Source organism: Hydrogenoanaerobacterium saccharovorans (genome assembly GCF_016901815.1).
Lineage (GTDB): Bacteria > Bacillota > Clostridia > Oscillospirales > Ruminococcaceae > Avimicrobium > Avimicrobium caecorum.
The window spans coordinates 260,597-285,856 of sequence record NZ_JACSNR010000001.1; the positions used below are offsets into that span (position 1 = coordinate 260,597).

Below are 25,260 nucleotides of genomic sequence, written 5' to 3' on the forward strand. Positions count from 1 at the left end.
CACAATCCCTCCCGGATAGAAACAAAGAAAAAAGCCTCCGTCCCATAGATGGGACAGAGGCTCCGGGGAAAGATCAGAGGGAAGGTCAGGCTGCGATGGCAGCAGTGCCGCGGTGTACCACCGGATAGAGCACCCGGCAGAGAGCGGTGGACACCAGGAAGCTGACCACTGTTTCAAAGACTGCATTGATGCCCACGAACAGCACCACGAAGGTCAGGGGATTGGCGGCGCCCATGGTGGCAGCCATGCCCTGGATAAACTCGGTGTTCCAGAAGAACAGCACGATGCAGCTCATGAAGAACAGGGTATTGAACACCGGGCCAAGCAGACCGCCCACTGCATAGGAGATGGGGCGGAGCTTTTCCGAGCGATGCAGACGCTCAAACACCAGGCCGGTGAGACCGCCAGCCAGCACCCGGGCCACCACACAGGTGATGAAGGTGCCGATGGGGTTAATCGCCAGCAAAGTGACACCGAACTGGCTGGAACCAAAGCAGGTGGCAAAGCTGGTCAGGCCAAAGACGCCGCCGAGGATGGCGCCGTCTGCCGGGCCCAGGAGCATGGCACCCAGGGTCACCGGAATGATGATGAGGGTGATCTCCAGTGCAAAGACACGGATATAGCCCAGCGGGGTGTAGTTGAGCAGCAAAATCAGCGCCGAAAACAGCGCAAGCCGGCTCAGACGGACCGTTTTCTGATTCAGATTCATTTGTCAGGATCTCCTTACTGCCGTTCCGCCTTGATACGGATACAGCGTAATCAAAATAGTTTGGCTCCTCCGGACAGACCGGCTGTGTGATGGATTTTCGGATGCAGGTCTGCCCCCGGACAGATCCCGCTCCAACAGATCATTCAGCCTGCTGCACAGATTCACAGCCCTAATCTTATACCAAATGACGAAATTCCGCAAGCGGTTCCATGGAAATTATACCGGAATTTTACACTTCTCCCCTGCCGCCCTGCTTAAATGGTCAGGGCAAACTGGCTGAACCGCCAGCCATTTTCTGTATGGGTCAGCACGATCTCATACTTCCGCTGGGTGATCTCCCCTTCCTGCACCAGTTCCCCAGCTTCGTTTTCCACATAGTCCTGATAGGTGCCGATGACATAGAACCGGATCTCGTCCTCAGTCTGGGAGATCAGCTCAAAGGTATCCGGCCCCAGATAGGTGATATTGCTGCCCCGGGCGCCGTCCGAAAAGGCCAGCTGCCCCTGATAATCAGCAAAGTGAACATAGCGGTATGTTGTTCCATCTCCCAATACATTGATATTGATGTTGAGCGCTTCCAGATAATCGGGTGTAAACAGCCCCAGCATGGCGGTTTCAAAGTCGTTCCAGGTGGTGATGGAACCATCGCCCACAAAGAAGCGTCCTTCTTCGTTCCCCTCTATCGTCACCGGTGTCCACTCGGTGGCGCCGAAGCCAGTCGCAACAAGGGTAAACTCCGCATAAGCCGTACGGGCTTTCCGGTAGAGGGTCTGCTGTTCTTCTGTGAGGAAATCGGGCACTTCGCAGTTCGACTCTGCCACCAGTTCCAGAGCGGCGGCAGTCTCCGGGTCCACCGGGTCCTCCTGCAGCTGGGTCTGGGAAGAAGACGGCTCCGAACTGCTGTCCGAAGAGGAATTCTCCCCGGTACAGCCGGTCACGGAAAAGGCCAGCAGGATACAGCAGAGCAGAAGAATCCATCGTTTCATACAAAACACCTCATTTCATGATCTGCCGGAAGCATCCGGCAGAGGGGTCCCTTTTTCTTCAGTGTAGCACCTGCCGGTTCCCCAAACAAGGCGTAAAATGTAAAAGCGGTATGTGGAAAACCACATACCGCCTGTGCTGCCCCGGAGGGCAGAAAATGAGCTTATCCTACATGCAGGGTTCCGGAACCGGCTGAGGAGTAAAGGGGTTGACATGCACCATGCAGTGCTTGACCTTGGGGAATTCCTCTTCGATGCAGTCGTGTACCCGGTCCGCAACGGTGTGAGCCTCTGCCAGAGTGGAATCCGCATCGGCAGCGATGTCGATCTCCACATAAATGCGGTCGCCGAACAGCCGGGTCTGGAGCCGGTCGATCCCCAGAACACCCTCCTGCTCCAGCGCGGCAGTACGCATCCGGGCTTCCACCTCAGCAGGGCAGGCACGGTCGATCATCTTGGAGATGGCGTCCTGGAAGATATCCCAGGCAGCCTTGAGGATAAACAGGCAGATTACCACGCTGGCAACCGGGTCCAGCACCGGCATGCCCAGACGGGCGCCCAGTACACCGGCAAAGCTGCCGATGGAGGAAAGGGCATCCGAACGATGGTGCCAGGCATCTGCCATCAGAGCCGAGGATTCGATCTTTTTGGCGGCGGCCCGGGTATACCAGTACATGCCCTCCTTGGACACAATGGATACCACAGCGGCGATCAGCGCGAGCTGTCCGGGGACAACCAGTTCCCCGGCGTCACCGAAGATCTTCTGGATGCCGGCCCAGCCGATTCCGGCGCCGGTGGCAGCCAGCATCACCGAGAGCAGGATCGCTGCCACACATTCAAACCGTTCATGTCCGAAGGGGTGTTCCTGATCCGATTCCTGACCGGATAGCTTGACTCCGGCAATGACCACAAAGGTGCTCATCACATCCGAGCCGGAATGGATGGCATCGGAGATCATGGCGCCGGAGTGAGCCAGAACGCCCGCTGCCAGCTTGAAAATGGTCAGGGCCAGGTTTCCGAGAATAGTCACCACCGAGACCCGCATTGCCAGTGCTTCTTTTTGATTTCTGTCCATAAATGTACCCTCCTGAATGGGAAAGATAGCTCTTATGGCACTCATCATCACAACAGTTTGTAAGTCCCGGGTATAAAAAAATACACCCGTGGAACATACTTCCTGTCCCACAGATGTACGAAATAAGTCAGTTCATCTGCTGCCGCCTGAGCGGCCCGGCTCCCAGAGCTTTTCCATACGAAAAGACTCACGGCCTGTTCAGTTTGTACTGTAGTTTCCCCCGGTATTCCGGAAGTCCGATGCAGCGCAAAGAGAATATAGGTATTATACCATACGCAAAAGCAGGTGTCAATGTTCCTCCAGCGGAGACAAAAAACAGCCGTCCGACAGATTTTCTGCCGGACGGCTGTGAGCTGGTCTTGGGGAAAATGCCGCGGCGGTCAGCCGCCCAGGGTAATATCCTGCTTCTGGTACCAGGCCAGCGCCTGATGGAAATCCTCGGGCTGGAAATCGGGCCAGAGCCGATCCACCACATAGAAATCCGCATAGACCGACTGCACCGGCAGGAATCCGGACAGCCGGCGCATGCCGCCCCAGCGGATCACAAGATCCACCCGGGACACATCATGGGAATGCAGTTCCCTGTAAATCTGCTTCCGGTCGCTTCCGGGACGGTCCAGACCGGCAAGATCCCATTCCCAGCCATAGTTCACCAGGAAATTCACCCGGATGCCGCCGCCATTCAGATCTGCACGGGCTCCGGTATAGGGCAGCAGCTCTTTGGGGAACACTGCCGCCTCGGTATTCCCGATCACCAGCAGCGAAACCGGCTCGGCTGCGATCAGCTTCACAGCCTCCACACAGGCGGCGGAAAATGCCCGGACCTGTTCCTGAGGCCGGCCGCAGTTATCGGTGGTAAATCCATAGTATGTGATCTCCTCCACTCCGGCCTGACGGGCAAGCCGCAGCAGTTCCAGTCCCGGGGTCAGCCCGTGGACATAGCCGTCCTTTTTCTCCAGCCCCGCCTGACTGGCCCAGCGACGGTTCCCATCCGGTATAATCCCGATATGCTTGGGGATTCGCATAGCATCACCTTCCTTCGTTTGGAGGAAGTATTGCCCCGCCGGTCAGCCCCTATACAGTCCCGGCAGCCCGGAAACAGCCGCCCCGGAGAAAATCGCATCAGAACCGCTCCCGTGCAGAAAAAAAGCCTGGAACACAGAACTGTGTCCAGACTCAGCCGGATCATAGGCGCCGGCGATTCCGGTTCTTGCGTCTCGTAACGCTTATGGAAGCAAACAAAAAGAGCCTGGAACGCACATCCGCATCCAGACTCAGTGTGGTGGTCGGAGTAGCGGGACTCGAACCCGCGGCCTCTTGGTCCCGAACCAAGCACGCTACCAAACTGCGCTATACCCCGACAACGCAAGAAATATTTTACCGTATCCGGCGTGAATTGTCAAGAGCGGATTTGGAAAATCCCGCCGGATCGCTGTAAAATTTTCAAACGGCCTGCTGATCTTCGGTTTCTTCTGTCAGACGCACCTGCTGTGCTGCCAGACAATCCGCACAGATTCCGCTGAGCAGCAGCTGACGGTCATTGACCAGAAAACCGGTGGTGCGCATAACATTCCGGTCCAGCTCCGAGATCAGGTCGTCCTCCAGATCCAGAACCTTGCCGCACCGGGTACAGAGCAGATGGGCATGGGGATCAGTACGGATATCGAACCGGTCTCCGCTGGCCGGTGTGGCAATCCGCCGCAGGACACCCTGCTCCACCAGCTGATTGAGGTTCCGGTATACAGTACCCAGGCTGATGTTGGGCTGTTCCTTTTTCACGCAGTTGTAGACCATCTCCGCTGTGGGGTGGTCCAGTTTTTCATTCAAGGAGTTGAGGATGCTCTCCCTCTGACGGGAGTATTTCATAGTCGATCACCTAAAAACAATTATAGTTATGATTCTTATTATTGATTATAATACTATATCCCAGGCGAAAAGTCAATTCCCACTTTGTGCGGATGCAAAAAAACGGACAGACCGGAATCTATCCAGTCTGTCCGCTTTCAGTTCGGATCAGAAATTGATCTTACTTTACGATCTCGCCGTAAACTTCGCCCTTGCAGTTGGCAGCATTGGCCTCATCGGTATCGATGTGAACAACAGTTGCATAGTTGGGGCTTACACGAACTACTACATCACCAAAGATCAGGTTTCTCTCCTGAGTGTCAACCTTCAGGCTTACAACTTCGCCGTTGGTTACGCCCAGCTCAGCAGCATCCTCGGGAGTGGTGTGGATATGACGCATGGCAACGATCACGCCCTCAGTCAGCTCCACTTCGCCGCAGGGACCTACCAGCTTGCAGCCAGCAGAACCTTCCAGCACACCGGACTCACGGATCGGAGCATCAATACCGATGGAACGGGCATCGGTCATGGACAGCTCTACCTGGGTCTGCTTTCTGGTGGGGCCCAGAACCGATACTCTTGCCAGAGTCTTCTTGGGGCCTACAACATCAACTCTCTCTTCGCAGGCGAACTGACCGGGCTGAGAGAGGTCCTTCTTCTTATGCAGAACGGCATCTGCACCGAACAGTACCTTCAGGTGCTCATCAGTCAGATGGACATGTCTTGCGCTGGTTTCAACAAGAATCTTCTTTGCCATAATACGATTTCCTCCATTTCAAAAACCACGGCAATTCCTGTCGCGGTGATCCTTAATTTCTCGGAACACCCCTATTATACAACATCTCGCACAGCCCGACAAGTCAATCCGAAAATCCTGCCGGTGATTTTACAAAAAATATACATCCGCTTCCAATGGATCAGAGAATCTGTGCGTTTTGTTCCTCTGCGATGATCTCTGCCAGCTTGCGCAGATCCTCTTCCATCATCGGTTTGTAGGAGGGATTGCGCAGCAGAGCTGCCGGATGGAAGGTTGCCATTACAAGGCGTCCATCCCTCTCCCGGATCTCGCCATGCTGTCTTGTCACCCGGAAACTGGGGTCAAACAGCTGCTGAGCGGCGATCCGTCCCACACACAGAATGATCTTCGGGTCAATGAGCTCCAGGATCTTGTCCAGCCAGGGACGGCAGGCCAGGCATTCCTCCGGCATCGGGTCACGGTTCTCCGGCGGACGGCACTTCACAATATTGGTGATGAACACATTCCGGTTCCGGGAAAGTCCCACCTGTTCCAGCATCTGGTCCAGAAGCTGTCCGCTGCGTCCCACAAAGGGCTTGCCCTGTTCGTCCTCATTGCGGCCGGGGCCCTCCCCTACGATCACAATCCGGGAATTGGGAACTCCTGCCCCCAATACCGCCTGGGTCCGTCCCTCACACAATCCGCAGTTCCGGCACTGCTGCAGATCCTCCTGCATCTGCCGGAGTATGGCTGTCCGTGACATAACCTGCCTCCTTATCAAAACGATGGATTCTGCAGACCAGTATAGCATATCCCGACAGGAAAAGTCGATGGATTTCCCGAAAAAAGCCCGCTTCGGGTGACAGACCGGCGGGGTTTGGAATAGGATGGAACATCATCGGAAAAGGAGGATACCAATGGAATACAAACTGGAGTGCCCGGGATTTTTCCTGCGCACTGAAACCTGTACCGGTCCGGTGAACCGGTTTGATGCCGCTGCCCTGGCGCCGGAGCGGCAGACCCTCGCGCTGGAGGGACTGCCGATGGCGGCATCCGTCCGGCTGCTGGGCCTTCTGGCAGACCAGCTGACCTGGATGGAAGTCCGGTTTCAGCCAGTCTTTTCGCCGGATTTCCCCGGAGAACCCGAAGCCCTGCTGATCGGGCCTCTGCTGATCCTGCCGGGAACACTGCTCACCGACCCCGATGCCCGGCTGGCAGCCTGCCACCTGCCGCTGGCGCATCCCTGCCCCAGCCGGGAAGCCCTGGAACAGACAGCCCTGCTGCGCTCCCACCGGGAACGGCTGCTCCGGCAGGGACGGCTCTATCTGCTCACCGGCGCCGCTGCCCGGGAGGAATGCCGCCAGGCGGTCTGCCCCGATGCGGACCCCCGCAAGATCCGCCGCCTGGGGGAACGGCTCATTGCCCAGGAGTTTGCCCGGGGCGAAAGCGGCACCGTCCGGGAGGGGTGGCTCACCGCAGTGGGCGCCGCCGGACAGCAGATCGCCGCCGCCTTCCCCGCAGACTGGCGCATCCTGCGGCTGGAGGACCCCTACGGCGCCTTTGCCCCTGAGCTGCTCAGCCAGCTCTCGGCTGCCGCCCGGGAATACCGTCAGGAGCAGCTGATCTGCCGCTGTCTGTTGGCGTCGGACGGCACCATCGAGCACCTGTTCCTGCCGGCGCTCCGGCTGGGATTCGTGACCTCCAACCACTTCCACACCTTCCCGGATGACCCCCAGCGGGTCATCAATGCCCGCCGGTTTGTGAGTGCCGGGACACTCCGCCGGGAAAAGGCTCTTCTTCTCGACCGCAAGCGCCTGCAGCGCCAGAGCCTGACCGGGGCAGCCCGCAGTCTGGCGGAAGCCGGTTCCCTCAGCCGGGAGATGGACACTCTGCTGCTGGGCGACCCCGGCGATCTGTCCGGGGATCTGGCCCGGGTACTGGCAGAGCTGGAGCAGTCCGGGGTCTTGTAAAAAAGCGCCTCCCTGTGCTACAATCAGGCCAGAGAGGTGATACCGATGCGGGGAAGCATACAGAAACTGACACTGGCAGGACAGGAGATCTCCCTCTACCTGCCGCCCAAGGCACTGCGCAATACGCCCTGCCGCCTGCTGCTGGCAGCGGATGGGGAGCTGCTCTTTGAGATCCTCACCCAGCTGGCGAATACGCTGGAAGCCCGGATGGCAGAGGAGAACCGGGGTCTGATCCTGGTGGGGCTGCACAGCGAAAACCGGGACGCCGACTACACCCCCTGGCCTGCGCCGGGGTTTGACGCGGACTATCCCGATTTCCCCGGCAAGGCCGGAGAATATCTTCAGTGGATCGACCGGGAGCTGCTGCCGGCGCTCCGGGCGGAGTGGCCCATCTCCGACCAGCCCGGCGATGTGGGAATCCTCGGGTTCTCCCTGGGCGGGCTGCTGGCCTCCTATGCGCCCTATGTGTCCCCCAGCTTCGGCTATGCCATGAGTCTGTCCGGCTCCAACTGGTACGAAGGGCTGATCCCCTTCTTCCGGGAACATGACCCCCTCACCGACTGCCGGTTCTTCCTGTCCTACGGACGGGCCGAGGGTGCGGGGAAGTTCTCGATGCAGAAGGACGCCGCCGAATGTGCCGAAGCAGCCGCCGCTGCCCTGCGCAGCCGCCTGGGGGACGACCATGTGACGGTGACCAGCGACAGCGGACGCCACACCACCAAACGGGTGGCCCGGTACACAGCGGCGCTGGCCTGGTTCCAGCTCTATGGGAAACTCCCGGAATAGCAATCTGACCTGTCCCGGCTGGGATGGAACTCCCAAATCAGCCGGGACAGTTTCCGGCCCAATTCATATACAGATGGGATAATTCCGACAGATTATTCCATTTTGTGCTGTATTTCAGATTCCAATCTGAAATATCGAACATATTTATACAGATTGTTATTCAAAAACCGTCCTGATTCTGCCGGAACCAGCCGTTCCATGGCCCCCCGCCGGGTGACGATTCAGCCCCCAGCGACAGAAGCTTTCGGGGCTGGATCACCATGGCAAGCCCTGCACCTTTACACCAGAACGGCGGTTTTCAAGGGAAATCCCAGCCACCCAGACAGACGCAAAAACAGCCCGGATCATCTGCCGGGCTGTTTTTTTGCGGGAAATCCCGCTACAAATTGTATTATTGTTACAGGATTATACAGATCAGGCCGCTGCAGCCCTCGTTGATGATCCGTTCGATAGTCTCCTGCAGCTTGATGCGGGCGTCGCCGGGCATCCGGCTGAGCTTGTTGTGCAGCCCCTCGTTGACCAGCTCATGCAGGCTCTTGCCGAAGATGTTTGACTGCCAGATCTTCTCAGGCGAGTCCTCGAACTCCTTGAGCAGGTACATGACCAGATCCTCCGACTGCTTTTCGCTGCCCACGATGGGGGCCACCTCGGTGGTGATGTCCGCCCGCATCAGGTGGATGGACGGCGCCGAGGCACGCAGCCGCACGCCGTACCGTCCGCCCTGCTTGACGATCTCCGGTTCGTCCAGGGTCAGCTCGTCAATGGACGGCATGACAATGCCATAGCCGGTGGCGTTGACCTGATCGATGGCGTCCTTGATCTTATCATACTCCCGTTTGGCTGCCGCCAGCTCGGTGATGGACTGCATCAGTTCCTCTTCGTTTTCAATCTCCAGCCCGGAGGTCTCCCCCAGTACCTTATAGAAGAGGCCCTCGTCGATGTTCATGCGGATGCGGGCGGCGCCCTCCCCGGGCAGGACCTCCTTCACCGACGCATCGGTGACATACTCCGCCTCACAGAGCCGCTGGGCACAGCCGGCAGCGTCCCGGATATGGGTGATGCCCCTGGCTGCCTCGGTGACGCTGTCGAAGAGGCTCCGGCGCAGCCAGTGGTCCGCAGGCAGTGAGAGAATCCACCGGGGCATCTGCACGGCGATCTCCCGCACCGGGAACTGGTACAGCACCTCGGTGAGCACCCGGACAATGTCCTCCCGCCCGAGATCCAGGCAGGACAGCGCCAGCACCGGTACGCCGTACTCCTCCTCCATCTCCTGCTGCACCTTCTGGGCCTGTTCGCTCTGGGGGTCCATGCAGTTGAGCAGCACTACAAAGGGCTTGTGGATCTCCTGCAGTTCCCGGATCACCCGCTCCTCCGCCTCCCGGTATTCCTCCCGGGGAATATCGCTGATGCTGCCGTCGGTGGTCACCACCAGGCCGATGGTGGAATGCTCATTGATGACCTTGCGGGTGCCGATCTCCGCCGCCATATTGAAGGGGATCTCGGACGGGAACCAGGGGGTCATCACCATGCGGGGCGCTTCGTTTTCCACATAGCCGATGGAACTGGGGACAATATAGCCCACACAGTCGATCATCCGCACCCGGAAGGCTGAGCCGTCCTCCAGCGCCACCTCCACTGCCTCCTCGGGAATGAACTTGGGCTCGGTGGTCATGATGGTGCGTCCCGCCGCCGACTGGGGCAGCTCATCCACCGCCCGTTCCCGCCGGGCTTCGTTCTGGATGTTGGGGATCACAAGGTTCTCCATGAATTTCTTGATAAAGGTGGACTTGCCGGTGCGCACCGGTCCCACCACGCCAATATAAATATCTCCGCCGGTCCGTTCGGCAATATCCTGATAGATGGTCTGATGTTCCAAAATCTCTTCTCCCCTTTCCCGGTTATCGTACCGCGGGGATCAGCAGCATGCCTTCCCCTGCAGCGCCGTCATCGGTCAGGCCGTTCTCTTCCAGAATGGCTGCCGGCGCCGTGCTGTACCGCTTGGCGATCTCCCAGACCTGCTCCCCGGGCTCCGGGAAGTAGAGGGTCAGGCAGCCTGCGCCCCGCTGTTTGACCGGTTTCTGTTCCTGTACTGCCGCTTCGGTGATGAGCCGGGCTGTCTCCTGCAGCGCCATAGCCGCATCTGCCTTCACCTGGGCCCGGACATTCAGTCCGCCGGCAGTCCGGGAGCTGTCCTGCAGCTCCACCCGGAAGTCCGCAAGCTGCTCGCCCACAGTGCCGTCCACCGGGATCTCCTCGCTGAAGTCCGCCAGATGCTCAAAGTACTCCGGTTCCCCGCCGGTCTGCACCAGACCGGCGAACCGTACCCGCCCGGTCAGACGCAGACTTCCCTCGCCGCCGGCGGCACTCTGCTCCGCCAGTTCCGCCCAGAGATCCATCACCTCGCCCGACCCCTCGGGCAGCGGGATCTCCGCCTCAATGGGAATGTTCCGGTGCACCGGCTCCACTCCCCGCAGCAGCTGGAAGGGACGGGTCTCCTGGGTGGTTTCATAACAGGTGGAGAAGCAGTCGGTCATAAAGCTGTCGGTTTCATTGACCATCGCCCAGATCCAGGCGGTCAGGCTCAGTTCCACACTGGCCATGGGCTGCTCATCCGCCGCCACCGAACTGAGCTTGGCATCGGTCCAGTCCACGGTGAAGCTCACCGAACAGATGGCGTTCTCATCGGCGCCTTCGGCGTCCAGGATCTCGCTCACCGGGATCTCCAGTTCCTCCCGGTAGAGTGTCCCGTCCGGCCCGATGAGCACCAGCTCGGTTACAGCGTCCGCCTTGGCTACCAGCTTGCCGCCCACTGCCTTGAAGGTGGTGTCCCCCACACGGGAGGACGCCCGGAGCAGGGCAGCATCCGAGGGAATCCCGTCCGACAGGCGCTCTTCGCCCCGGGCGGTGAGGCTGCGGGTACTGCACCGCAGCAGCTGTCCGCAGCAGAGAGGACGGCACCGGCACTGCATTCCGCTGCCCTCGGCCCAGTGCAGAGCCTGGGTCTCACTGGGCGCGGTGACACGGCAGTGCAGCGCCACAGCCCCCCGGATCTCCAGCCTGCCCGAATTCACAGCCCGGCAGCTGAAATATCCCGGATAGGACTGCACCGCGATCTGCGGTTTCTGCGGGGCCCGGCGCAGCTCCACTGCCTTGGTATAGGGGAGCTTGACCATGACCGACGCAGGACGGCCCTCTTCCGACTTATAGAATACCCGGCAGAGCGCTACACCGTCCACGATCAGTCTTTCCCCGCTCACCACTGCCTGATCCACTGAAGTTTCCACACAGCAGCGCAGAATCCGGCTGATCCGGGGATAGTAATCCGCCAGCAGCATATCGCTCTCCACTGCCTGTTCGGTATTTATATCAAGGATCGTTTCGTTGACAGTGATCGGTTTGCGTTCCAGAGAAAGCTCCATAATAACACCCTTTCCTTACCAGTTTACTGCTTCACTTATATTCAACGGACAGCCGGTTTAGCACCGGATACGGCAAAAAAGCTCCTCCAGTGGGGAGGAGCTTTGGGAGGAGGCAATGCCGACAGGGGAGTTCAGCGGGCACTGTCCGACCGGACGCCCAGCAGTACCCGCAGGATTGCGCTCAGGAATCTGGGGCTGCGGTAAACCATGATTTTCACTGTTATCACCTCGATTGCATTATCGTTTCACCAGACCGATGACCACCACGCCGATCAGGAACAGGCACAAAAAGACCAGAATGACATTGTATGTACAGAGCAGTCCCAGCACCACACCGGCTGCAAAAGCCAGCGCCGCTGCGGTAAAGCACCGTGCCAGATCCCCGCCGGAGCCACGGCAGCCCATGGTCATTCCCCCTTTCTGTGCGTTCTACCCCATTATACGCAGCAGGTCGGGGAAGTGTTACCATGTAAAATACGCCGGCTCCGGGAGAAATCCCGAAACCGGCGTATGAAAAGCCAGATTTACATAAACCGCAGATAGCGGATCAGCAGATAGTTTGTCTGGGTGAAATAGTAGAGAAAATTCAGCGCTATGAGTGCGAGGCTCACGCCGAAGTCCCGGAAATCCCGGCGGTACAGGGTGTAAAAGACCACACCCAGTGCCAATACTGCCCCGAGAATGCCGGTCATGGACGGCACATCGGGAATGGGATTGACCACATACAGGCAGTAGGAGTGGAACAGCCGGGCGAACAGGATGCCCATATCCATATTCCGGGTCAGGAAGCCCAGCAGGAAGAGCAGTGCCGGCAGCACCACATAGAGGTAGACCAGCCACTGCCACATTTTCTTCAGTTCAAAGGGTTTCTTCTCGCTCACAGCCAACTTACTCCTTTCCAGATTCCTCTTGTGCCGACGGCGGTACCGAAGTGGCGCCGCCCCGCTCCTTGAGCAGCGGGATCAGTCCGTCGGTACAGGTCACAGTGCCGTCGGTTTCGATCCACATCACCTCTGCGCCATGCTGTTCCGCCAGCGCCTTTCCCTCCTCCATGGGAAGGATAAACAGTGCTGTGGAGAGCATATCCGCCAGGCCCGAATCCTCACAGACAATGGTCACCGAGCTGAACCGGTCAGCGGGCATCAGGGTTTCGCCGTCAATGATATGATGCACCTTGACGCCGTCCACCACATAATAGCGCTGGTAGTCGCCGCTGGTCACCACCGAGATGTTGTTGGCAATCACCGAGTCCACATAATCCCCCGACTCCATCGAGGCGGACGGGTCCTGGATGCCGATGACCCAGGCGGTCTTGCTGCCGTCTGCCGGGGCGTCCATCACCCGGACATTGCCGCCGCTGCTCATGGCAAAGGAGGTAAATCCATCGGCATAGAGCTTCCGGGCGATCTGTTCAGTGGCATAGCCCTTGGCAACCGCGCCCAGATCCAGCGAGGCCTCGGGGTCAGTGAGATAGACTGTCCCCGCCTCCCGGTCAATGACCAGGCTGTTGATGTCGGTGTGCTGGGCAGCTGCTTCCAGTTCCTCCATGGGCGGCAGTTCACCGTTCTCGGTGCCGATGTACCGCTCCCGGTACTCATGCCAGATCTCCAGCACCGATCCCATGCAGACATTCACCGCTCCCTGGGACTGCTCCTCCCATTCCACACACTGCTCCAGCAGGTCGATGAGCGGCTCGTCCACCTTGACCGGAGCAATGCCGGCATTGTCATTGATGGTCTTGACATTGTTCATGCCTTCATAGCTGTTGTAGCGGTCAAAGAGCTGATTATAATAGAGAAGCAGTTCATGCATCTCTTCGGAATAGCGGTCGAAATCCTCACCGGTATGGGTATAGCCCACATTCTGCACAATGGTATCAAAGGTATCCATATACGAGATCCGGTAACGGCTCCATTCCGGCTCCGGTTCTGAGCCGGCAATACATCCGGTGAGCAGCAGGATGGAAGCCAGTGCCGCAGCTGTAAATTCTCGGACGGTCTTGAAAGTCATCAGATCACAGTTCCTTTATTATAGCAGTATTTGTCCGGCTGTCCGGAGAGGACAAGCAGACTTATAAATAATTATACCGCAGACTGTCACGACTTTCAAAAGAAAAATTACGCGGAAACTGTATTTTTTTGCTTTGAAATACATAGCAAAACTGCTATTTTTTCGTGATATTTTTATTGCAATAATGACAAAAAATTGTCCAAGTCATACAGCAAAGCCAAATTTGCTTGATTTTAGGACACACTTTCGTTATAATTTATACAGTTGATGGCATCTTGTTGGATGCCATGGAATGAAATTAGCTTTATGCTAAGGGAGGATTTTTATAATGAAGAAGATTGTTGCTATCACTCTGGCTCTGCTGGTTCTGGCTGGCTGCTCCTCTGAGACCTACACCTCTGGTCTGGGTATGGTAAACTCCATCGGCAGCTCCAAGTCCGCTACTGAAGAGGCCGCCGGTCTGGCTCAGGCTGACGTTACCGCAGCTTCTGTAATGCTGGACTCCAAGGGCACCATCGTAGGCATTTCCTTCGATGTTGTTCAGACCAAGGTTAACTTCGATGCTACCGGTACTATCACTACCGACCTGGCTACCGAGTTCAAGACCAAGAAGGAACTCAAGGAAGACTACAACATGAAGCCCGCTTCCCCCATCGGCAAGGAGTGGTATGAGCAGATCGACGCTCTGGAGAAGTATGCTCTGGGCAAGGCTGCTGCTGACTTCGTAGCTACCCCCACCAAGGCTAAGGACGAGCACCACACTGCTGTTCCGGATGTAGAAGACCTGGCTTCTTCCTGCACCATGGACATCGGCGACTTCCTGGCTGCCGCTGAGAAGGCTGTTGCCAACGCCAAGTAAGTTTTCTTACGATTTCAAAAAAGCACCGGATCACTCCGGTGCTTTTTTATATCCGGGAATTCCCTGACCCCCGGCCCCAACCATAAAAAACCCCTCTGTCCCGCTATGGAACAGAGGGGCTTTTTTCTCAGTGGCTTTGCTTCATTGCCGGACTCCGCTTTATGCTTCTTCCGCAGTCACCCGTTCCGCGAACTCGGTGTTCACCAGATCGTCATAGGCGACCCGTTCCTCCAGCTGACCGGCCTGCTGCATGATGTCCTGGAGCTTTTCAAACCCCGGACGGCTCATCACCGGTGTGTGGGCCCAGGCATCAATGGCCTTGTAGTTCTCCACCACCGAAACCAGCACTTCCAGGTCGGTATCGGCAAAGTAGGGCTGCAGCACTTCCGCCACCTCTTCGGCAGAGTGCTCCTCCACCCACTTCTGTCCCCGGTACACAGCCCGGGTAAAGCCCTCAAAGAGTTCGGGGTCCTCCTCGATCTTACTGCCGGCTGCAAAGTAGGCTGTAAACGGCACTTCGCCGCTGGCCTCGCCCACCGATGCCAGGATATAGCCCTGGCCCTGCATCTCCATGGCAGAAGCTGTGGGTTCAAAGATGGTGACATAGTCGCCGGTGCCTGCCGCAAAGGCCGATGCCATCAGCGAAAAGTCCACGCTGTCGTCAAACAGCACATCTTCCCCGGGGGTGAGCCCGTGTTCCCGCACCACATATTCCAAGGTCATATAGGGAACGCCGCCCTTCCGGCCCGGCAGCAGATGGCTGCCCTTGAGATCCTCCCACTGGAAGTCCTCATCGGGCTCCCGACCCACCAGGAAAGAGCCGTCCCGCTGGGTGAGCTGGGCAAAGACCTGGGGATAATCCTCCCGGCCCTCGCCCATCACATAAATGGCAGCCTCCGGCCCGGCCAGACCGATGTCCACACTGCCGGACAGCACCGCCGCCATCACCTTGTCAGCTCCCTGGCCCACAGTGAGCTCCACCGAGAGCCCCTCCTCCGCAAAGAAGCCCTGGCTCATTGCCACATACTGCGGCGCGTAAAAGACCGAATGGGTCACTTCACAGACATCGATGGTGCGCAGGCCATCGGCTTCCTCCTGGGAGGTACAACCGCTCAGGGAGACCATCATCAGCACAGCCAGCATGGCTGCCAGCACACGAACACACTTCTTCAAACTCCATCAGCTCCTGTCATACAATACAAAATTCAGTCAGCGTCTGCGCCCCCGCAGAACCCGGTTCTCCACCAGGGTGATGCAGCGGTACATACCCACTGCCATCAGCGCCAGAATGATCACACCGGTCATCACCAGATCCAGCTGGAACACCTGCCCGCCATAGACAATGAGGTACCCCAGTCCCGCCTTGGACACCAGGAATTCCCCGGCGATGACTCCCACCAGCGAAAGCCCGATATTGATCTTCAGAGAGTTGAAGAGCACCGGGATATTGGCAGGGAATACAATCTTCCGGAAGATCTGCTGACGGCTGGCCCCGAAGGTTTCTGCCATGCGGATCAGTTCCGGGTCGGTGGAACGGAAGCCTTCCAGCATTTCCAGTACAGTAACGATCATGGAGATTGCCACAGCCATCACAATGATCGCCTCTGTACCGGCGCCCACCCAGATGATGATCACCGGGCCGAGGGCAATTTTGGGAAGGGAATTGAGGACCACCAGATAGGGTTCCAGGATTTTGGAAACCAGTTCCGACTGCCAGAGCAGGATCGCCAGCAGCAAGCCTCCGAACGCACCGATGACAAACCCGGTGAGGGTCTCATAGAGTGTAACGGAAAAATGCATGAGGATCTGATTGTCTGCCAGGGAGAAGAGGGTATCCAGAATCCGGGAGGGACTGCTCATGATAAAGCTGTCGATCCAGCCCAGCCGGGCAGCAATTTCCCACAGCAGCAGAAGTCCCACCAGGACGCCTGCCCGCCAGAGGGTGATCTCCTGTTTCTGCCGCCGGACCTGCCGCAGATAGGCTCTGCGCTCCGCCGAGAGCTCTGCGCCGGCGGTCGTATTGCCGCCCGGAGGTGTGCATTTGTGGTTCATCACGATTCACGCAGCTCCTTCCATATCTCGTTGGAGTATTCATTGAACCGGATATCGTCCCGACGCTCCAATGGAGTGAGATCCCCGAGTTCAATGGTATGGATCTGTTTGATCCGGGCCGGACGCCCGCTGAGGACTACCACCCGGTCCGACATACTGACGCTTTCCGGAATATCATGGGTCACCATGACCATGGTCTGCCCTTCCCGGCGCAGGATCGAGTAGATATCATCGGTCACAGTCAGGCGGGTCTGATAATCCAGTGCAGAAAATGCCTCATCCAGAAGGAAAATTTCCGGCTTGACTGCCAGGGTACGGATCAGTGCCACCCTTTGCCGCATTCCTCCGGAAAGCTGGGAAGGATATCGGTCCCGGAAATCCCAAAGACCATAGGTCCTTAATAATCCCCTGGCATATTCTATGTTTTCAGGGGTCAGACGGTTCCGGATCTCCAGACCCAGCAGGATATTTTTATATATGGTACGCCATTCCAGCAGATTGTCTTTCTGCAGCATGTAGCCGATTTTTCCGCCAGGGCCGGTGATGGGTTCTCCATCCAGCAGCACCTTCCCCTCCGACGGACGCTTGAGCCCTGCCATAATGGTAAGCAAGGTGCTTTTTCCACAGCCGCTGGGCCCCACAATGCTGACAAATTCCCCCTGGGAAACAGTCAGACTGATATTCTCAGCAGCAGTGAGTTCCCCATCCGGCGACTGATACCGGGCTGTGACATTCTGCATGGTGAGAAGTTCCCGCATTCTCATCACCTCACTGATTTGTAGTAAATTTGCAGAAAAGTTCCTGCACAGTCCATTATATGGCTGGAATTTCAAAAGGTGAGAAAAACGCCCCCCACAGTCCCATGGGAACTGTGAGAGGCGTTTGAAGAAACTCCCGATTTACTTGTCATCAAAGCCATTGGGATGGTCCCGGTGCCACTTCCAGGCCGAGGCCAGAATGGTATGGGCATCGCTGTGCTGCGGTACCCAGCCCAGCACTTCCCGGGCCTTGCGGTTGGAGGCGATGAGCACCGCCGGATCGCCGGCCCGCCGGGGCGCCAGCTTCACCGGGAAGTCCACACCGGTCACCTCCCGGGCGGCTTCCACAATCTCCCGCACCGAAAGTCCGTGCTCACTGCCCAGGTTGAAGATCTCGCTCTTACCGCCCCGGAGCAGGTATTCCAGTGCCAGCCGGTGAGCCGAAGCCAGATCGCTGGTGTGAATGTAATCCCGGATGCAGGTGCCGTCCGGAGTGGGATAGTCGGTGCCGAAGATGGAAACGCTCTCCCGCTTGCCCTGTGCCGCCTGGAGCACCAGCGGGATCAGATGGGTTTCGGGGGTATGATCCTCACCGATGAGTCCGCCCGGAGAGGCGCCCGCGGCATTGAAGTACCGCAGGGATACATATTCCAGGCCATAGGCGGTATGGCACCAGTGCATCAGCCGCTCCATGGCCAGTTTGGTCTCCCCGTAGGTGTTGGTGGGGGACTTGGGACTGTCCTCCACAATGGGAGTGATCTCCGGCTCCCCATAAACTGCCGCCGAACTGGAAAAGACGATCTTCTTCACATCATGGCGCTCCATGGCACGCAGCAGTGCCACAGTGGCACAGAGGTTGTTTTCATAGTAGAGCAGCGGGTCCTTCATGCTCTCCCCCACCTGGCTGGCTGCCGCAAAGTGCAGCACCGCCTCAATGGAATGCTCCGCAAAGACCTGGTCCATAAACGCCGGATCGGAAATATCCCCCACATAGAGGGGTGTATCCCCTACCGCAGCCCGGTGGCCCCGGGTGAGGTTATCCACAACGATGCAGTCAAACCCGGCCTGACGCAGTCCCTCCAGACAGTGGCTGCCCACATATCCGGCGCCGCCGCATACCAGAATTGCCATCTTTTTCAGCTCCTTCTTATTCGACAGATTTCTTCCTTTAGTATAGCGGGTTCTGCCAGCCGCTTCAAGGGAATTTGTGAAAATCCCGCAAAATGAAAAAACTCCCCCGCACATCAGAATGCGGGGGAGTTTTGAACAGATCTGTCTGTTACAAACAGTCAGAACCGGTTACCGTCCGGTGCTGGGGTTTTCCTTGTCGCCGGTGGAGGAGGAAGTCTCGTCCTCGGCGCCGTCAGCAGTCAGCAGCTCCGATTCAATGTCCTCAAAATCATACCAGATCTTGTGAACAGTACCGATCTCCAGACCGTTGATGGTATAGGTCACACCGTTCTTGCGAACCTTCAGAGTGATGTCCTCACCCTTCAGCGCACGGGCCACACTGGCCGGGAAGTAAGGCAGGCCAGTGGCGTTGAACTCGATGGTTTCGCCTTCCTTGCCATCCTCGATGAGCTTGGCAATCTTGTCCTTGAGCTCGTCCCACTTCTCGTTGCCGTAGTAGTCGGAGTATTCACGGCTGGTGCTGGGTGTGGGATCAGGGTTGGGTGTGGGGGTTGTGGGCTTTGTGCCAAAACGGATAGCCGCACGGAATGTATCACGAGCTCCCTCAAGTACAGAAACGGCACTTGTAATATCCCCCGAGTCATCGGCTTTTGCCAGAGCATCCTTAGCAGTCTGAATTGCAGCTTCAAAGGTGCTGTAATCGCTTGCGGTAACCCACTGCTTGCCGGATTCCACAGCGTCTGCGCTCTCAGCCTGCTCTACACTTGCAAGCAGTGCTTCAGCTGCCTTAATGGCTTCAGTCAGAGGAGCCGAATCATAATCAGCTGTACCATCTTTTCTCTGGCCTTCAAAAGTGGACTTAGCGTCATTCAGAGTAGTAACTGCCTGTTCTACTTCTTCCTTGGAGGCATCTTCCTTATCTACAACAGCCTGTGCAGCGTTGATTGCATCAGTGAATGTTTCAATATTAGCAGCAGTTGCCCATTTATTTGATGTGGCTACATCTGCTCCATTCTCGCTGGCAACAGTGGCATCCAGAAGAGCCTGCGCATTGGCAATAGCAGCCTTCAGAGCAGTCTTGTCCACAGTTTCAGAAGAAGGTGTACCGAATACACTGTTCTTCCAATCAGCGTTATCCTTGATGGAAGCAGGCAGTTTGCTTTCCAGACTATCAATATTGGAGAACGAGTTGCCCTGCAGATTGAGGTTTTCCAGCTTGCTGAAACTGCTCAGGTCTGTGAGAACGCTGATCAGGTTGTCGCTGAGATCGAGAGTTTCCAGACTGGTCAGACCAGAAATCTTGCTCATATCCTCAATGTTGTTGCCGCTGGCCTTCAGGCTGGTCAGTCCAGTGGGCAGGCCGGCAAGATCGCGTACCTTTGTATTGGACACATCCAGGGTCTTCAGGCTGGACAGGCCAGACAGCTTGGACAGATCTGCGAGAGAGGCATTATCCGACAGATCCAGGGTCTCCAGGCTTGTGAGACTGGGCAGAGCCGACAGGTCCTGAATATTGTTGCCGGACAGATCCAGGGTCTTCAGGCTTGTGAGACTGGACAGAGCCGACAGGTCCTGAATATTGTTGCCAGACAGTGTCAGGCTGGTCAGGCTGGTCAGACCGGACAGGAAGCTCAGATCCTGTACCTGGCTGTCAGTTACAGTCAGGGACGTCAGACCGGTGCAGTTCTCCAGGCCCTTCAGTGCGCCCAGGCTCAGGCTGTCAATGGTCAGGGTTTCGATAGCAGCGGCTTCGCCCTCTGTCAGCTTTCCATCATCGTTCGAATCTCCGGCTTCCAGCATAGCGTTATAGAGCTTGCTCTCCCATACATCGCCATCCGGATAGCCCTTGGTAATTTCGTCTTCCGGTGCTGCAAATGCTACCGAGGCCGTCGAAACACTCATCATGGCAGCAAGCAGCAGAGCTATTAGCTTTTTGTTGTTCATTTCATTCTCTCCTTTACAATTTTTCGCATGCAAGTCTGCATCTCCAACCTGCAAACCTGTATACAGTACCGATTATACCCCCCCCCCGGATTTACGCGTCAATGTGGGGATTTGAAATTCTACATCCTTTGCCTGCAAATTCAGTATTTTGAATGAATTGCGCAAATTATAATTCTATTTTTTTAGTTGTTTATCCAATATATAACATATTATTATGTTCTTCATTTTTCTCTGTCACTTATACACAAAGCATGAAAATTCTGTGAAATCCATCCGGGTTCTGTGGTAAATCGCCCATATCTGTGCTATACTCAAGGTATGGAAAACAGGTTCACACACCACCCCTGAAATGATCAAAAAAGGAGGATATTATGAGGGAAATCAGTGTATTTGATGTGGTTGGTCCCAACATGATCGGACCTTCCAGTTCACACACCGCCGGTGCCCTGCGTATTGCGCTGATGGCTGGAAAGATCTCCAAAGGCAAGCCGAAAAAGGTAAAGTTTATCCTGTATGGCTCCTTTGCCATGACCTATAAGGGCCACGGTACCGACAAGGCCCTGCTGGCTGGTATTCTGGGCATGAATACCGAGGATTACCGCATCCGGGATTCCTTCCGTCTGGCGGATGAAGCAGGGATTGAATATGAATTTGTCCCCTGTACTGAAAACAAGGGATACCATCCCAATACCGTAGAAGTGGTCATCACCAATGAGGAAGGCGTTACCACTTCCATTCTGGGTGTTTCCATCGGCGGCGGCAATGTCAAGCTCAAGCAGATCAATGGCGCCGACATCAGCCTGTCCGGCAATCTCACCACCCTGTTTGTACAGCAGTATGACCGTCCGGGTGTTGTGGCACATATCTCCAAGTGTCTGAACGATCACAATGTCAATATTGCGTTCATGAAGCTCTACCGCGACAATAAGGGTGAAAATGCCTATACCATCATCGAAACCGATGAAAAACTTGATGAGCGTCTGGTAGACGAGATCCAGGCAAATCCCAATATCAAAAGTGCCATTGTCATTGAACTGTAAGGAGGGGTATTACTATGGATTTTTCGTCTGCAGCAGAACTGCTTAAAATCTGTCAGGCCAGCGGGATTCCGATCTCCCAGGCCATGATCGACCGGGAAACCCTCTATCTGGGTGCCGATACTGTAACCACCTATTCCCGGATGGAACATTCCTATGAAATTATGAAGAATGCGGTCCACAGTGCCGTCACCGAAGATATCCGCTCCATTGGCGGACTCATCGGCGGTGAAGCCAAGAAGATGGACGCCTATCGTGCCAGCACTGAAAAGCCGCTCTGCGGTTCGGTGATCTCCAAGGCCATCGGCTATGCCATGGGCGTGCTGGAAGTCAACGCCTCCATGGGTCTCATTGTCGCCGCTCCCACTGCCGGCAGCTCCGGTGTCATTCCCGGCGTCTTTGTGGCGCTCCAGGAGGAGTATGGCTTCACCGATGACCAGATGGTCCGTGCCCTGTTCAATGCCGGCGCCATCGGCTACCTCATCACCCGCAACGCCACCGTTGCTGGCGCTGAGGGCGGATGCCAGGCTGAAGTGGGTGCTGCCAGCGCCATGGCTGCCTCTGCCGCTGTGGAACTCATGGGCGGTACACCCGAACAGTGCATGAGCGCTGCCGGCACTGCCATCACCAACATTCTCGGCCTGGTCTGCGACCCCATTGCCGGACTGGTGGAAGCCCCCTGTCAGAAGCGGAATGCCATGGGTGCTTCCAACGCCATTGTGGCGGCTCAGATCACTCTGGCTGGCGTGGGCAACCTGCTCCCGCTGGATGAGGTCATCGATGTGATGTACTCGGTAGGCCGGAGCATTCCCTTTGAGCTGCGGGAAACTGCTCTGGGCGGTGTGGCTGGTTCTCCCACCGGCTGCCGTCTTTCCAAGCAGATCTTCGGCTGATCCGCACAGAACCGCAAAAAAGGGAAAGGACTGTTTCCTTTCCCTTTTTATTTTTCCAAGAACGGAGGATTGCCATGTTTGACCCCTTTGGCGCCATTGAAACACTCCGGTCCCTGGCAGAATCGGACAGCCAGATCCGGGCCGCGGCGGTATCCGGATCGCTCACCGATCCCCAGAGTACACCGGACCTCTTTTCCGACTGTGATGCGGTCTTTTTCGTCCGGGATCTGGAACGGGCAAAACAGACTGACTATCCCGCCCTGCTGGCACCCCGGTTCGGCGGACTGGTAATCTGCCAGTGTCCCGATGCTATGGGTGCGGAAGCGGGTTCGGCTCCCTGGTTTACCTGGCTGATGCAGTTCGAAGAAACCCGCATCGACCTGCGTCTGCTCCCAGTGGAGCGGGCTGGCTGGTACAATGCCATGGAACCGGGGCTCACCCCCTTTCTGGACAAGGACGGCCTGTTTGACGGGTTGGAACCCACCGGACACAGTCTGTTTTCCCTGCACCGCCCAACCAGCCGGGAGTTTGCCGACTGCTGCAATGAACTGCTCTGGACCAGCCTCTATGTGGTCAAAGGCCTCTGCCGGGGTCAACTGGAATATGCCGTCTGGCACATGAATCACTGTGTCCTGCCTGAGCTGGTGCGGATGGTTTCCTTTGACCGTGGCTTTGACTCGGATTATGCTGTTTCCCTGGGGGCCGGCAACAAGTACCTCCCCCGGCTCCTGCTGCCCGGAGAGCTTGCCCGGTGGCACAGTCTGTACGACCTCTCCGGCCCCGAAAGCTGTGCCGGTGCCCTGATGCTCAGCCTGGGACTGTTCCGCCGGCACTGCACCTCTGCCGCCGGAAAGCTGGGGTATCCCATGCCAGCGGAACTGGACCGGGTCGAACAGCGCTGCCGCCGTCTGCTGACCGAATACCGGCTGTTCTGAGCCGCTGAAAAGAAACACACCTCCTGTCTAAACAGCGCCTTGCCGGGCCATATTATCGGCAAAGGACTGCTCTGACAAGAGGTGTGTTTTATTTTGTACAATGTCATTATCTGCTGCGACAGTGCTTCCAGTCTGTACGACCGGCTGTGCGCTGTCCGGCACTATTTTGAAGCCCCGGTCTTTGGCGGAGAGGAGCGTCCGCTCAATCTGCTGGAAACCGGTCGGGTCTCCCAGATCTCCGCACAGGCCCCGATTCTGATCCTGCCCAAGGCTCTCCATGAGCCGGTCATCGGGTCCGGAGCGGTATTCGCAGTCATCGCCAATTCGGACTTCTTCCAGGCTGAGGAGCTCCGCCGCCAGTTTCCCGGAGCCCAGATCCTCACCTGCGGAATGCATCAGCAGGACGCCCTGACCTTTTCGAGCTTTGACGGCGAACAGGCGGTCATCAGCTTACAGGCGGCACTGGTTACTCTGGGCGGGCGGGAACTCCTGCCGCAGGAATTTCCGCTCTTCCGCCGGGAGGACACCAAGCGCTTTGATCTGCTGGCCTGTGCCGCCCTGCTGCTCCTCTGCGGGAAGAGCAGCCAGCTGCCAGGGATCACATTGTAGGGAGAATCACTGGGCAGCCGCAGCCTGTTCCTCCTGGGACAGCTGATGCAGATACCGCACGGCATAGATTGCCAGCGGAATCAGAGCGCCGACCCAGGCCAGCGGGCTGGCAACACACACAGCCACAAATCCGAAGCTGCCGGTAAAGGCCAGTGCCACCGCGGTACGCATGGTCAGTTCCATCACGCCGCCGAAGGTGGTGATACCGCCCTGACCCAGTCCCTGCAGAGCGCTGCGCAGCATGACCATCACTGCCAGGATCGCATAGAGCGAACCGTTGATCATCAGGTAAGTGTTGGCAAGATCGATAACCTGAGTCTCACCGGCGCCCACAAAGAGGGCAACCAGGTTCTTGCCGAACAGGACGATCACAGCACCGATCGCAATGCTGAACCCGCCCGAGAGCAGGCCGCACTTGAGGATACCCTCCTTGATGCGGTGAATCTTGCCGGCGCCATAGTTCTGGGCGGCGAAGGTGGAGATGCCCACGCCAAAGGAAAGGGCCGGCTGGATCGCCATGTTATCGATCTTCTGGGAGGCAGTGAAGGCTGCTACATAGACCGAGCCCAGGCCGTTGAGGGCAAACTGGACGGCGATCTGACCCAGGGCGATAACCGACATCTGGAAGCCCATGGGCAGGGACAGTGCCAGAGCATGGGAGACCGAATCCCAGGTGAGTTTCCAGTCCGAGCCATGCAGATGCATCTGCGGGAACCGCCGGAGCATATACACCAGGCAGGCCACACCCGAGAGAAGCTGGGCGGCGATGGTGGCATAAGCGGCGCCTTCCACATTCATGCCCACATTGAGGATCAGGAAGTAATCCAGGAAGATATTGATGATGCAGGCCACCACCAGAAAGACCAGCGGGGTACGGCTGTCCCCCAGGGCACGGGAGATATTGGATACATAGTTAAAAAGCATGGTGGTACCGGTACCGGCAAAGATTACGATGAGGTAATCATAGGCCTGTTCCAGAATCTCTACGGGAGTGTTCATGGCAACCAGAATGGTGCGGGTAAAGGCACAGCTGACAACGGTGAGGATCACAGTGGCAGCCAGGGAGAGCAGCGCACCGCAGGCAATGCCCCGGCGCACGCCTTCCTCATCGCCGGCGCCATAACGCTGGGCCACACGGATGGAAAGTCCGGAGGTAAAGCCCTGTGCAAAGCCAATAATCAGGAAGGTGATACTGCCGGTACAGCCGACGGCAGCCAGGGCATCCACACCGATGGTACGGCCCACGATAAAGGTATCTGCCATGCTGTAAAACTGCTGAAAAATGTTTCCGATCAGCAGCGGCAGTGTAAAGAGGATCAAAAGCTGTACAATGTTCCCGGAAGTCATGGAACGCTGTTTCATAGAAGTAAGTCCCTCCGATTCTACCAAAAACTCAGGCAATTTCGCTAAAAAATACCGATCATTTTTAGGCTGTTTTCTTATTTACGAAGTATTATTATATTAAAATCCAATGGATAGTCAAGAGCTTTTTTGAACATTCTGCCAACT

25 protein-coding genes, 1 tRNA gene and 1 riboswitch are annotated in these 25,260 nt (G+C 57.0%); of the genes, 7 read left to right on the plus strand and 19 right to left on the minus strand.

Going from position 1 to position 25,260, the window contains the following annotated elements; genetic code table 11:
* Positions 1-85: 85 nt before the first annotated feature.
* The 8 genes from H9X81_RS01275 to H9X81_RS01310 all read right to left on the minus strand — a co-directional run bounded on the left by H9X81_RS01275 (position 86) and on the right by H9X81_RS01310 (position 6,111).
* Complete coding sequence (locus tag H9X81_RS01275) at positions 86-709, minus strand: ECF transporter S component (protein ID WP_204719296.1); 624 nt, start codon at positions 707-709, stop codon at positions 86-88.
* 254 nt (positions 710-963) lie between these two features.
* Positions 964-1,695, minus strand: a complete 732-nt coding sequence (locus H9X81_RS01280; RefSeq protein ID WP_204719297.1) for a hypothetical protein — start codon at positions 1,693-1,695, stop codon at positions 964-966.
* Positions 1,696-1,861: 166 nt separating this feature from the next.
* Positions 1,862-2,767 (minus strand): cation diffusion facilitator family transporter, encoded by a 906-nt coding sequence (locus tag H9X81_RS01285; protein WP_204719298.1) that lies wholly within the window; start codon positions 2,765-2,767, stop codon positions 1,862-1,864.
* A 100-nt stretch (positions 2,768-2,867) separates the two neighbouring features.
* A riboswitch (NiCo riboswitch) is annotated at positions 2,868-2,979 on the minus strand.
* Between the two features lie 168 nt (positions 2,980-3,147).
* On the minus strand, positions 3,148-3,792 hold the full coding sequence (uppS, locus tag H9X81_RS01290) for a polyprenyl diphosphate synthase (RefSeq protein ID WP_204719299.1): 645 nt from the start codon (positions 3,790-3,792) through the stop codon (positions 3,148-3,150).
* Positions 3,793-4,050: 258 nt separating this feature from the next.
* Positions 4,051-4,127 (minus strand) — tRNA-Pro (locus H9X81_RS01295).
* An 83-nt stretch (positions 4,128-4,210) separates the two neighbouring features.
* A complete protein-coding gene (locus H9X81_RS01300) occupies positions 4,211-4,633 on the minus strand; it encodes a Fur family transcriptional regulator (protein ID WP_204719300.1) in 423 nt (140 codons plus the stop codon).
* A gap of 160 nt (positions 4,634-4,793) precedes the next feature.
* Positions 4,794-5,369 (minus strand): PduL/EutD family phosphate acyltransferase, encoded by a 576-nt coding sequence (locus tag H9X81_RS01305; RefSeq protein ID WP_177504188.1) that lies wholly within the window; start codon positions 5,367-5,369, stop codon positions 4,794-4,796.
* Between the two features lie 160 nt (positions 5,370-5,529).
* Entirely contained in the window at positions 5,530-6,111 is a 582-nt protein-coding gene (locus H9X81_RS01310; protein ID WP_204719301.1) for a uracil-DNA glycosylase, read from the minus strand.
* 154 nt (positions 6,112-6,265) lie between these two features.
* On the opposite strand from H9X81_RS01310, the gene H9X81_RS01315 reads away from it, so the two are divergent.
* Entirely contained in the window at positions 6,266-7,318 is a 1,053-nt protein-coding gene (locus H9X81_RS01315; RefSeq protein WP_204719302.1) for a hypothetical protein, read from the plus strand.
* A 45-nt stretch (positions 7,319-7,363) separates the two neighbouring features.
* The gene (locus H9X81_RS01320) at positions 7,364-8,104 is read left to right on the plus strand and encodes an alpha/beta hydrolase-fold protein (protein WP_204719303.1); all 741 of its coding nucleotides are present in this window, start codon (positions 7,364-7,366) and stop codon (positions 8,102-8,104) included.
* A 397-nt stretch (positions 8,105-8,501) separates the two neighbouring features.
* Here H9X81_RS01320 and spoIVA read toward each other — a convergent pair whose 3' ends face one another.
* The 5 genes from spoIVA to H9X81_RS01345 all read right to left on the minus strand — a co-directional run bounded on the left by spoIVA (position 8,502) and on the right by H9X81_RS01345 (position 13,533).
* Positions 8,502-9,980, minus strand: coding sequence for a stage IV sporulation protein A (spoIVA, locus tag H9X81_RS01325; RefSeq protein ID WP_204719304.1), 1,479 nt, complete (start codon positions 9,978-9,980; stop codon positions 8,502-8,504).
* A gap of 22 nt (positions 9,981-10,002) precedes the next feature.
* Entirely contained in the window at positions 10,003-11,523 is a 1,521-nt protein-coding gene (locus H9X81_RS01330) for a DUF3794 domain-containing protein (RefSeq protein WP_204719305.1), read from the minus strand.
* Between the two features lie 237 nt (positions 11,524-11,760).
* A complete protein-coding gene (locus tag H9X81_RS01335) occupies positions 11,761-11,928 on the minus strand; it encodes a hypothetical protein (RefSeq protein WP_177502366.1) in 168 nt (55 codons plus the stop codon).
* Positions 11,929-12,047: 119 nt separating this feature from the next.
* Entirely contained in the window at positions 12,048-12,404 is a 357-nt protein-coding gene (locus H9X81_RS01340; protein ID WP_204719306.1) for a hypothetical protein, read from the minus strand.
* Between the two features lie 7 nt (positions 12,405-12,411).
* The gene (locus H9X81_RS01345; RefSeq protein WP_204719307.1) at positions 12,412-13,533 is read right to left on the minus strand and encodes an FAD:protein FMN transferase; all 1,122 of its coding nucleotides are present in this window, start codon (positions 13,531-13,533) and stop codon (positions 12,412-12,414) included.
* A gap of 328 nt (positions 13,534-13,861) precedes the next feature.
* Here H9X81_RS01345 and H9X81_RS01350 point away from each other — a divergent pair, with 328 nt between their 5' ends.
* Entirely contained in the window at positions 13,862-14,392 is a 531-nt protein-coding gene (locus H9X81_RS01350; RefSeq protein WP_204719308.1) for a lipoprotein, read from the plus strand.
* A gap of 159 nt (positions 14,393-14,551) precedes the next feature.
* On the opposite strand, the gene H9X81_RS01355 is transcribed toward H9X81_RS01350, so the two are convergent.
* The 5 genes from H9X81_RS01355 to H9X81_RS01375 form a co-directional block, all read right to left on the minus strand.
* Positions 14,552-15,565, minus strand: a complete 1,014-nt coding sequence (locus H9X81_RS01355; protein WP_204719309.1) for an ABC transporter substrate-binding protein — start codon at positions 15,563-15,565, stop codon at positions 14,552-14,554.
* Positions 15,566-15,601: 36 nt separating this feature from the next.
* On the minus strand, positions 15,602-16,444 hold the full coding sequence (locus H9X81_RS01360; protein WP_177502371.1) for an ABC transporter permease: 843 nt from the start codon (positions 16,442-16,444) through the stop codon (positions 15,602-15,604).
* Positions 16,444-17,202: an ABC transporter ATP-binding protein gene (locus H9X81_RS01365; protein WP_177502361.1), complete on the minus strand. Its 759-nt coding sequence runs from the start codon at positions 17,200-17,202 to the stop codon at positions 16,444-16,446. Before H9X81_RS01365 ends, H9X81_RS01360 begins: the two co-directional genes overlap by 1 nt.
* A gap of 141 nt (positions 17,203-17,343) precedes the next feature.
* Positions 17,344-18,333, minus strand: a complete 990-nt coding sequence (gene galE / locus H9X81_RS01370) for a UDP-glucose 4-epimerase GalE (protein ID WP_177502360.1) — start codon at positions 18,331-18,333, stop codon at positions 17,344-17,346.
* Between the two features lie 168 nt (positions 18,334-18,501).
* The gene (locus tag H9X81_RS01375; protein ID WP_204719310.1) at positions 18,502-20,277 is read right to left on the minus strand and encodes a leucine-rich repeat domain-containing protein; all 1,776 of its coding nucleotides are present in this window, start codon (positions 20,275-20,277) and stop codon (positions 18,502-18,504) included.
* A gap of 371 nt (positions 20,278-20,648) precedes the next feature.
* On the opposite strand from H9X81_RS01375, the gene sdaAB reads away from it, so the two are divergent.
* The 4 genes from sdaAB (at position 20,649) to H9X81_RS01395 (ending at position 23,751) form a co-directional block, all read left to right on the plus strand.
* Complete coding sequence (gene sdaAB / locus H9X81_RS01380; RefSeq protein ID WP_177502358.1) at positions 20,649-21,317, plus strand: L-serine ammonia-lyase, iron-sulfur-dependent subunit beta; 669 nt, start codon at positions 20,649-20,651, stop codon at positions 21,315-21,317.
* Positions 21,318-21,331: 14 nt separating this feature from the next.
* Complete coding sequence (gene sdaAA / locus H9X81_RS01385) at positions 21,332-22,207, plus strand: L-serine ammonia-lyase, iron-sulfur-dependent, subunit alpha (protein WP_191392342.1); 876 nt, start codon at positions 21,332-21,334, stop codon at positions 22,205-22,207.
* A gap of 74 nt (positions 22,208-22,281) precedes the next feature.
* Positions 22,282-23,142, plus strand: coding sequence for an aminoglycoside 6-adenylyltransferase (locus H9X81_RS01390; protein WP_204719311.1), 861 nt, complete (start codon positions 22,282-22,284; stop codon positions 23,140-23,142).
* 93 nt (positions 23,143-23,235) lie between these two features.
* The gene (locus tag H9X81_RS01395) at positions 23,236-23,751 is read left to right on the plus strand and encodes a hypothetical protein (RefSeq protein WP_177502355.1); all 516 of its coding nucleotides are present in this window, start codon (positions 23,236-23,238) and stop codon (positions 23,749-23,751) included.
* A gap of 6 nt (positions 23,752-23,757) precedes the next feature.
* Here H9X81_RS01395 and H9X81_RS01400 read toward each other — a convergent pair whose 3' ends face one another.
* Entirely contained in the window at positions 23,758-25,113 is a 1,356-nt protein-coding gene (locus tag H9X81_RS01400; protein ID WP_204719312.1) for an MATE family efflux transporter, read from the minus strand.
* Positions 25,114-25,260: the final 147 nt, after the last annotated feature.

Coding starts and splice junctions, on each gene's coding strand:
- H9X81_RS01275 (WP_204719296.1), bottom strand. CDS start 709: ATGAATCTGAATCAGAAAACGGTCCGTCTGAGCCGGCTTGCGCTGTTT.
- H9X81_RS01280 (WP_204719297.1), bottom strand. CDS start 1,695: ATGAAACGATGGATTCTTCTGCTCTGCTGTATCCTGCTGGCCTTTTCC.
- H9X81_RS01285 (WP_204719298.1), bottom strand. CDS start 2,767: ATGGACAGAAATCAAAAAGAAGCACTGGCAATGCGGGTCTCGGTGGTG.
- uppS (WP_204719299.1), bottom strand. CDS start 3,792: ATGCGAATCCCCAAGCATATCGGGATTATACCGGATGGGAACCGTCGC.
- H9X81_RS01300 (WP_204719300.1), bottom strand. CDS start 4,633: ATGAAATACTCCCGTCAGAGGGAGAGCATCCTCAACTCCTTGAATGAA.
- H9X81_RS01305 (WP_177504188.1), bottom strand. CDS start 5,369: ATGGCAAAGAAGATTCTTGTTGAAACCAGCGCAAGACATGTCCATCTG.
- H9X81_RS01310 (WP_204719301.1), bottom strand. CDS start 6,111: ATGTCACGGACAGCCATACTCCGGCAGATGCAGGAGGATCTGCAGCAG.
- H9X81_RS01315 (WP_204719302.1), top strand. CDS start 6,266: ATGGAATACAAACTGGAGTGCCCGGGATTTTTCCTGCGCACTGAAACC.
- H9X81_RS01320 (WP_204719303.1), top strand. CDS start 7,364: ATGCGGGGAAGCATACAGAAACTGACACTGGCAGGACAGGAGATCTCC.
- H9X81_RS01330 (WP_204719305.1), bottom strand. CDS start 11,523: ATGGAGCTTTCTCTGGAACGCAAACCGATCACTGTCAACGAAACGATC.
- H9X81_RS01335 (WP_177502366.1), bottom strand. CDS start 11,928: ATGGGCTGCCGTGGCTCCGGCGGGGATCTGGCACGGTGCTTTACCGCA.
- H9X81_RS01345 (WP_204719307.1), bottom strand. CDS start 13,533: ATGACTTTCAAGACCGTCCGAGAATTTACAGCTGCGGCACTGGCTTCC.
- H9X81_RS01350 (WP_204719308.1), top strand. CDS start 13,862: ATGAAGAAGATTGTTGCTATCACTCTGGCTCTGCTGGTTCTGGCTGGC.
- H9X81_RS01360 (WP_177502371.1), bottom strand. CDS start 16,444: ATGAACCACAAATGCACACCTCCGGGCGGCAATACGACCGCCGGCGCA.
- H9X81_RS01365 (WP_177502361.1), bottom strand. CDS start 17,202: ATGCGGGAACTTCTCACCATGCAGAATGTCACAGCCCGGTATCAGTCG.
- galE (WP_177502360.1), bottom strand. CDS start 18,333: ATGGCAATTCTGGTATGCGGCGGCGCCGGATATGTGGGCAGCCACTGT.
- H9X81_RS01375 (WP_204719310.1), bottom strand. CDS start 20,277: ATGAACAACAAAAAGCTAATAGCTCTGCTGCTTGCTGCCATGATGAGT.
- sdaAB (WP_177502358.1), top strand. CDS start 20,649: ATGAGGGAAATCAGTGTATTTGATGTGGTTGGTCCCAACATGATCGGA.
- sdaAA (WP_191392342.1), top strand. CDS start 21,332: ATGGATTTTTCGTCTGCAGCAGAACTGCTTAAAATCTGTCAGGCCAGC.
- H9X81_RS01390 (WP_204719311.1), top strand. CDS start 22,282: ATGTTTGACCCCTTTGGCGCCATTGAAACACTCCGGTCCCTGGCAGAA.
- H9X81_RS01400 (WP_204719312.1), bottom strand. CDS start 25,113: ATGAAACAGCGTTCCATGACTTCCGGGAACATTGTACAGCTTTTGATC.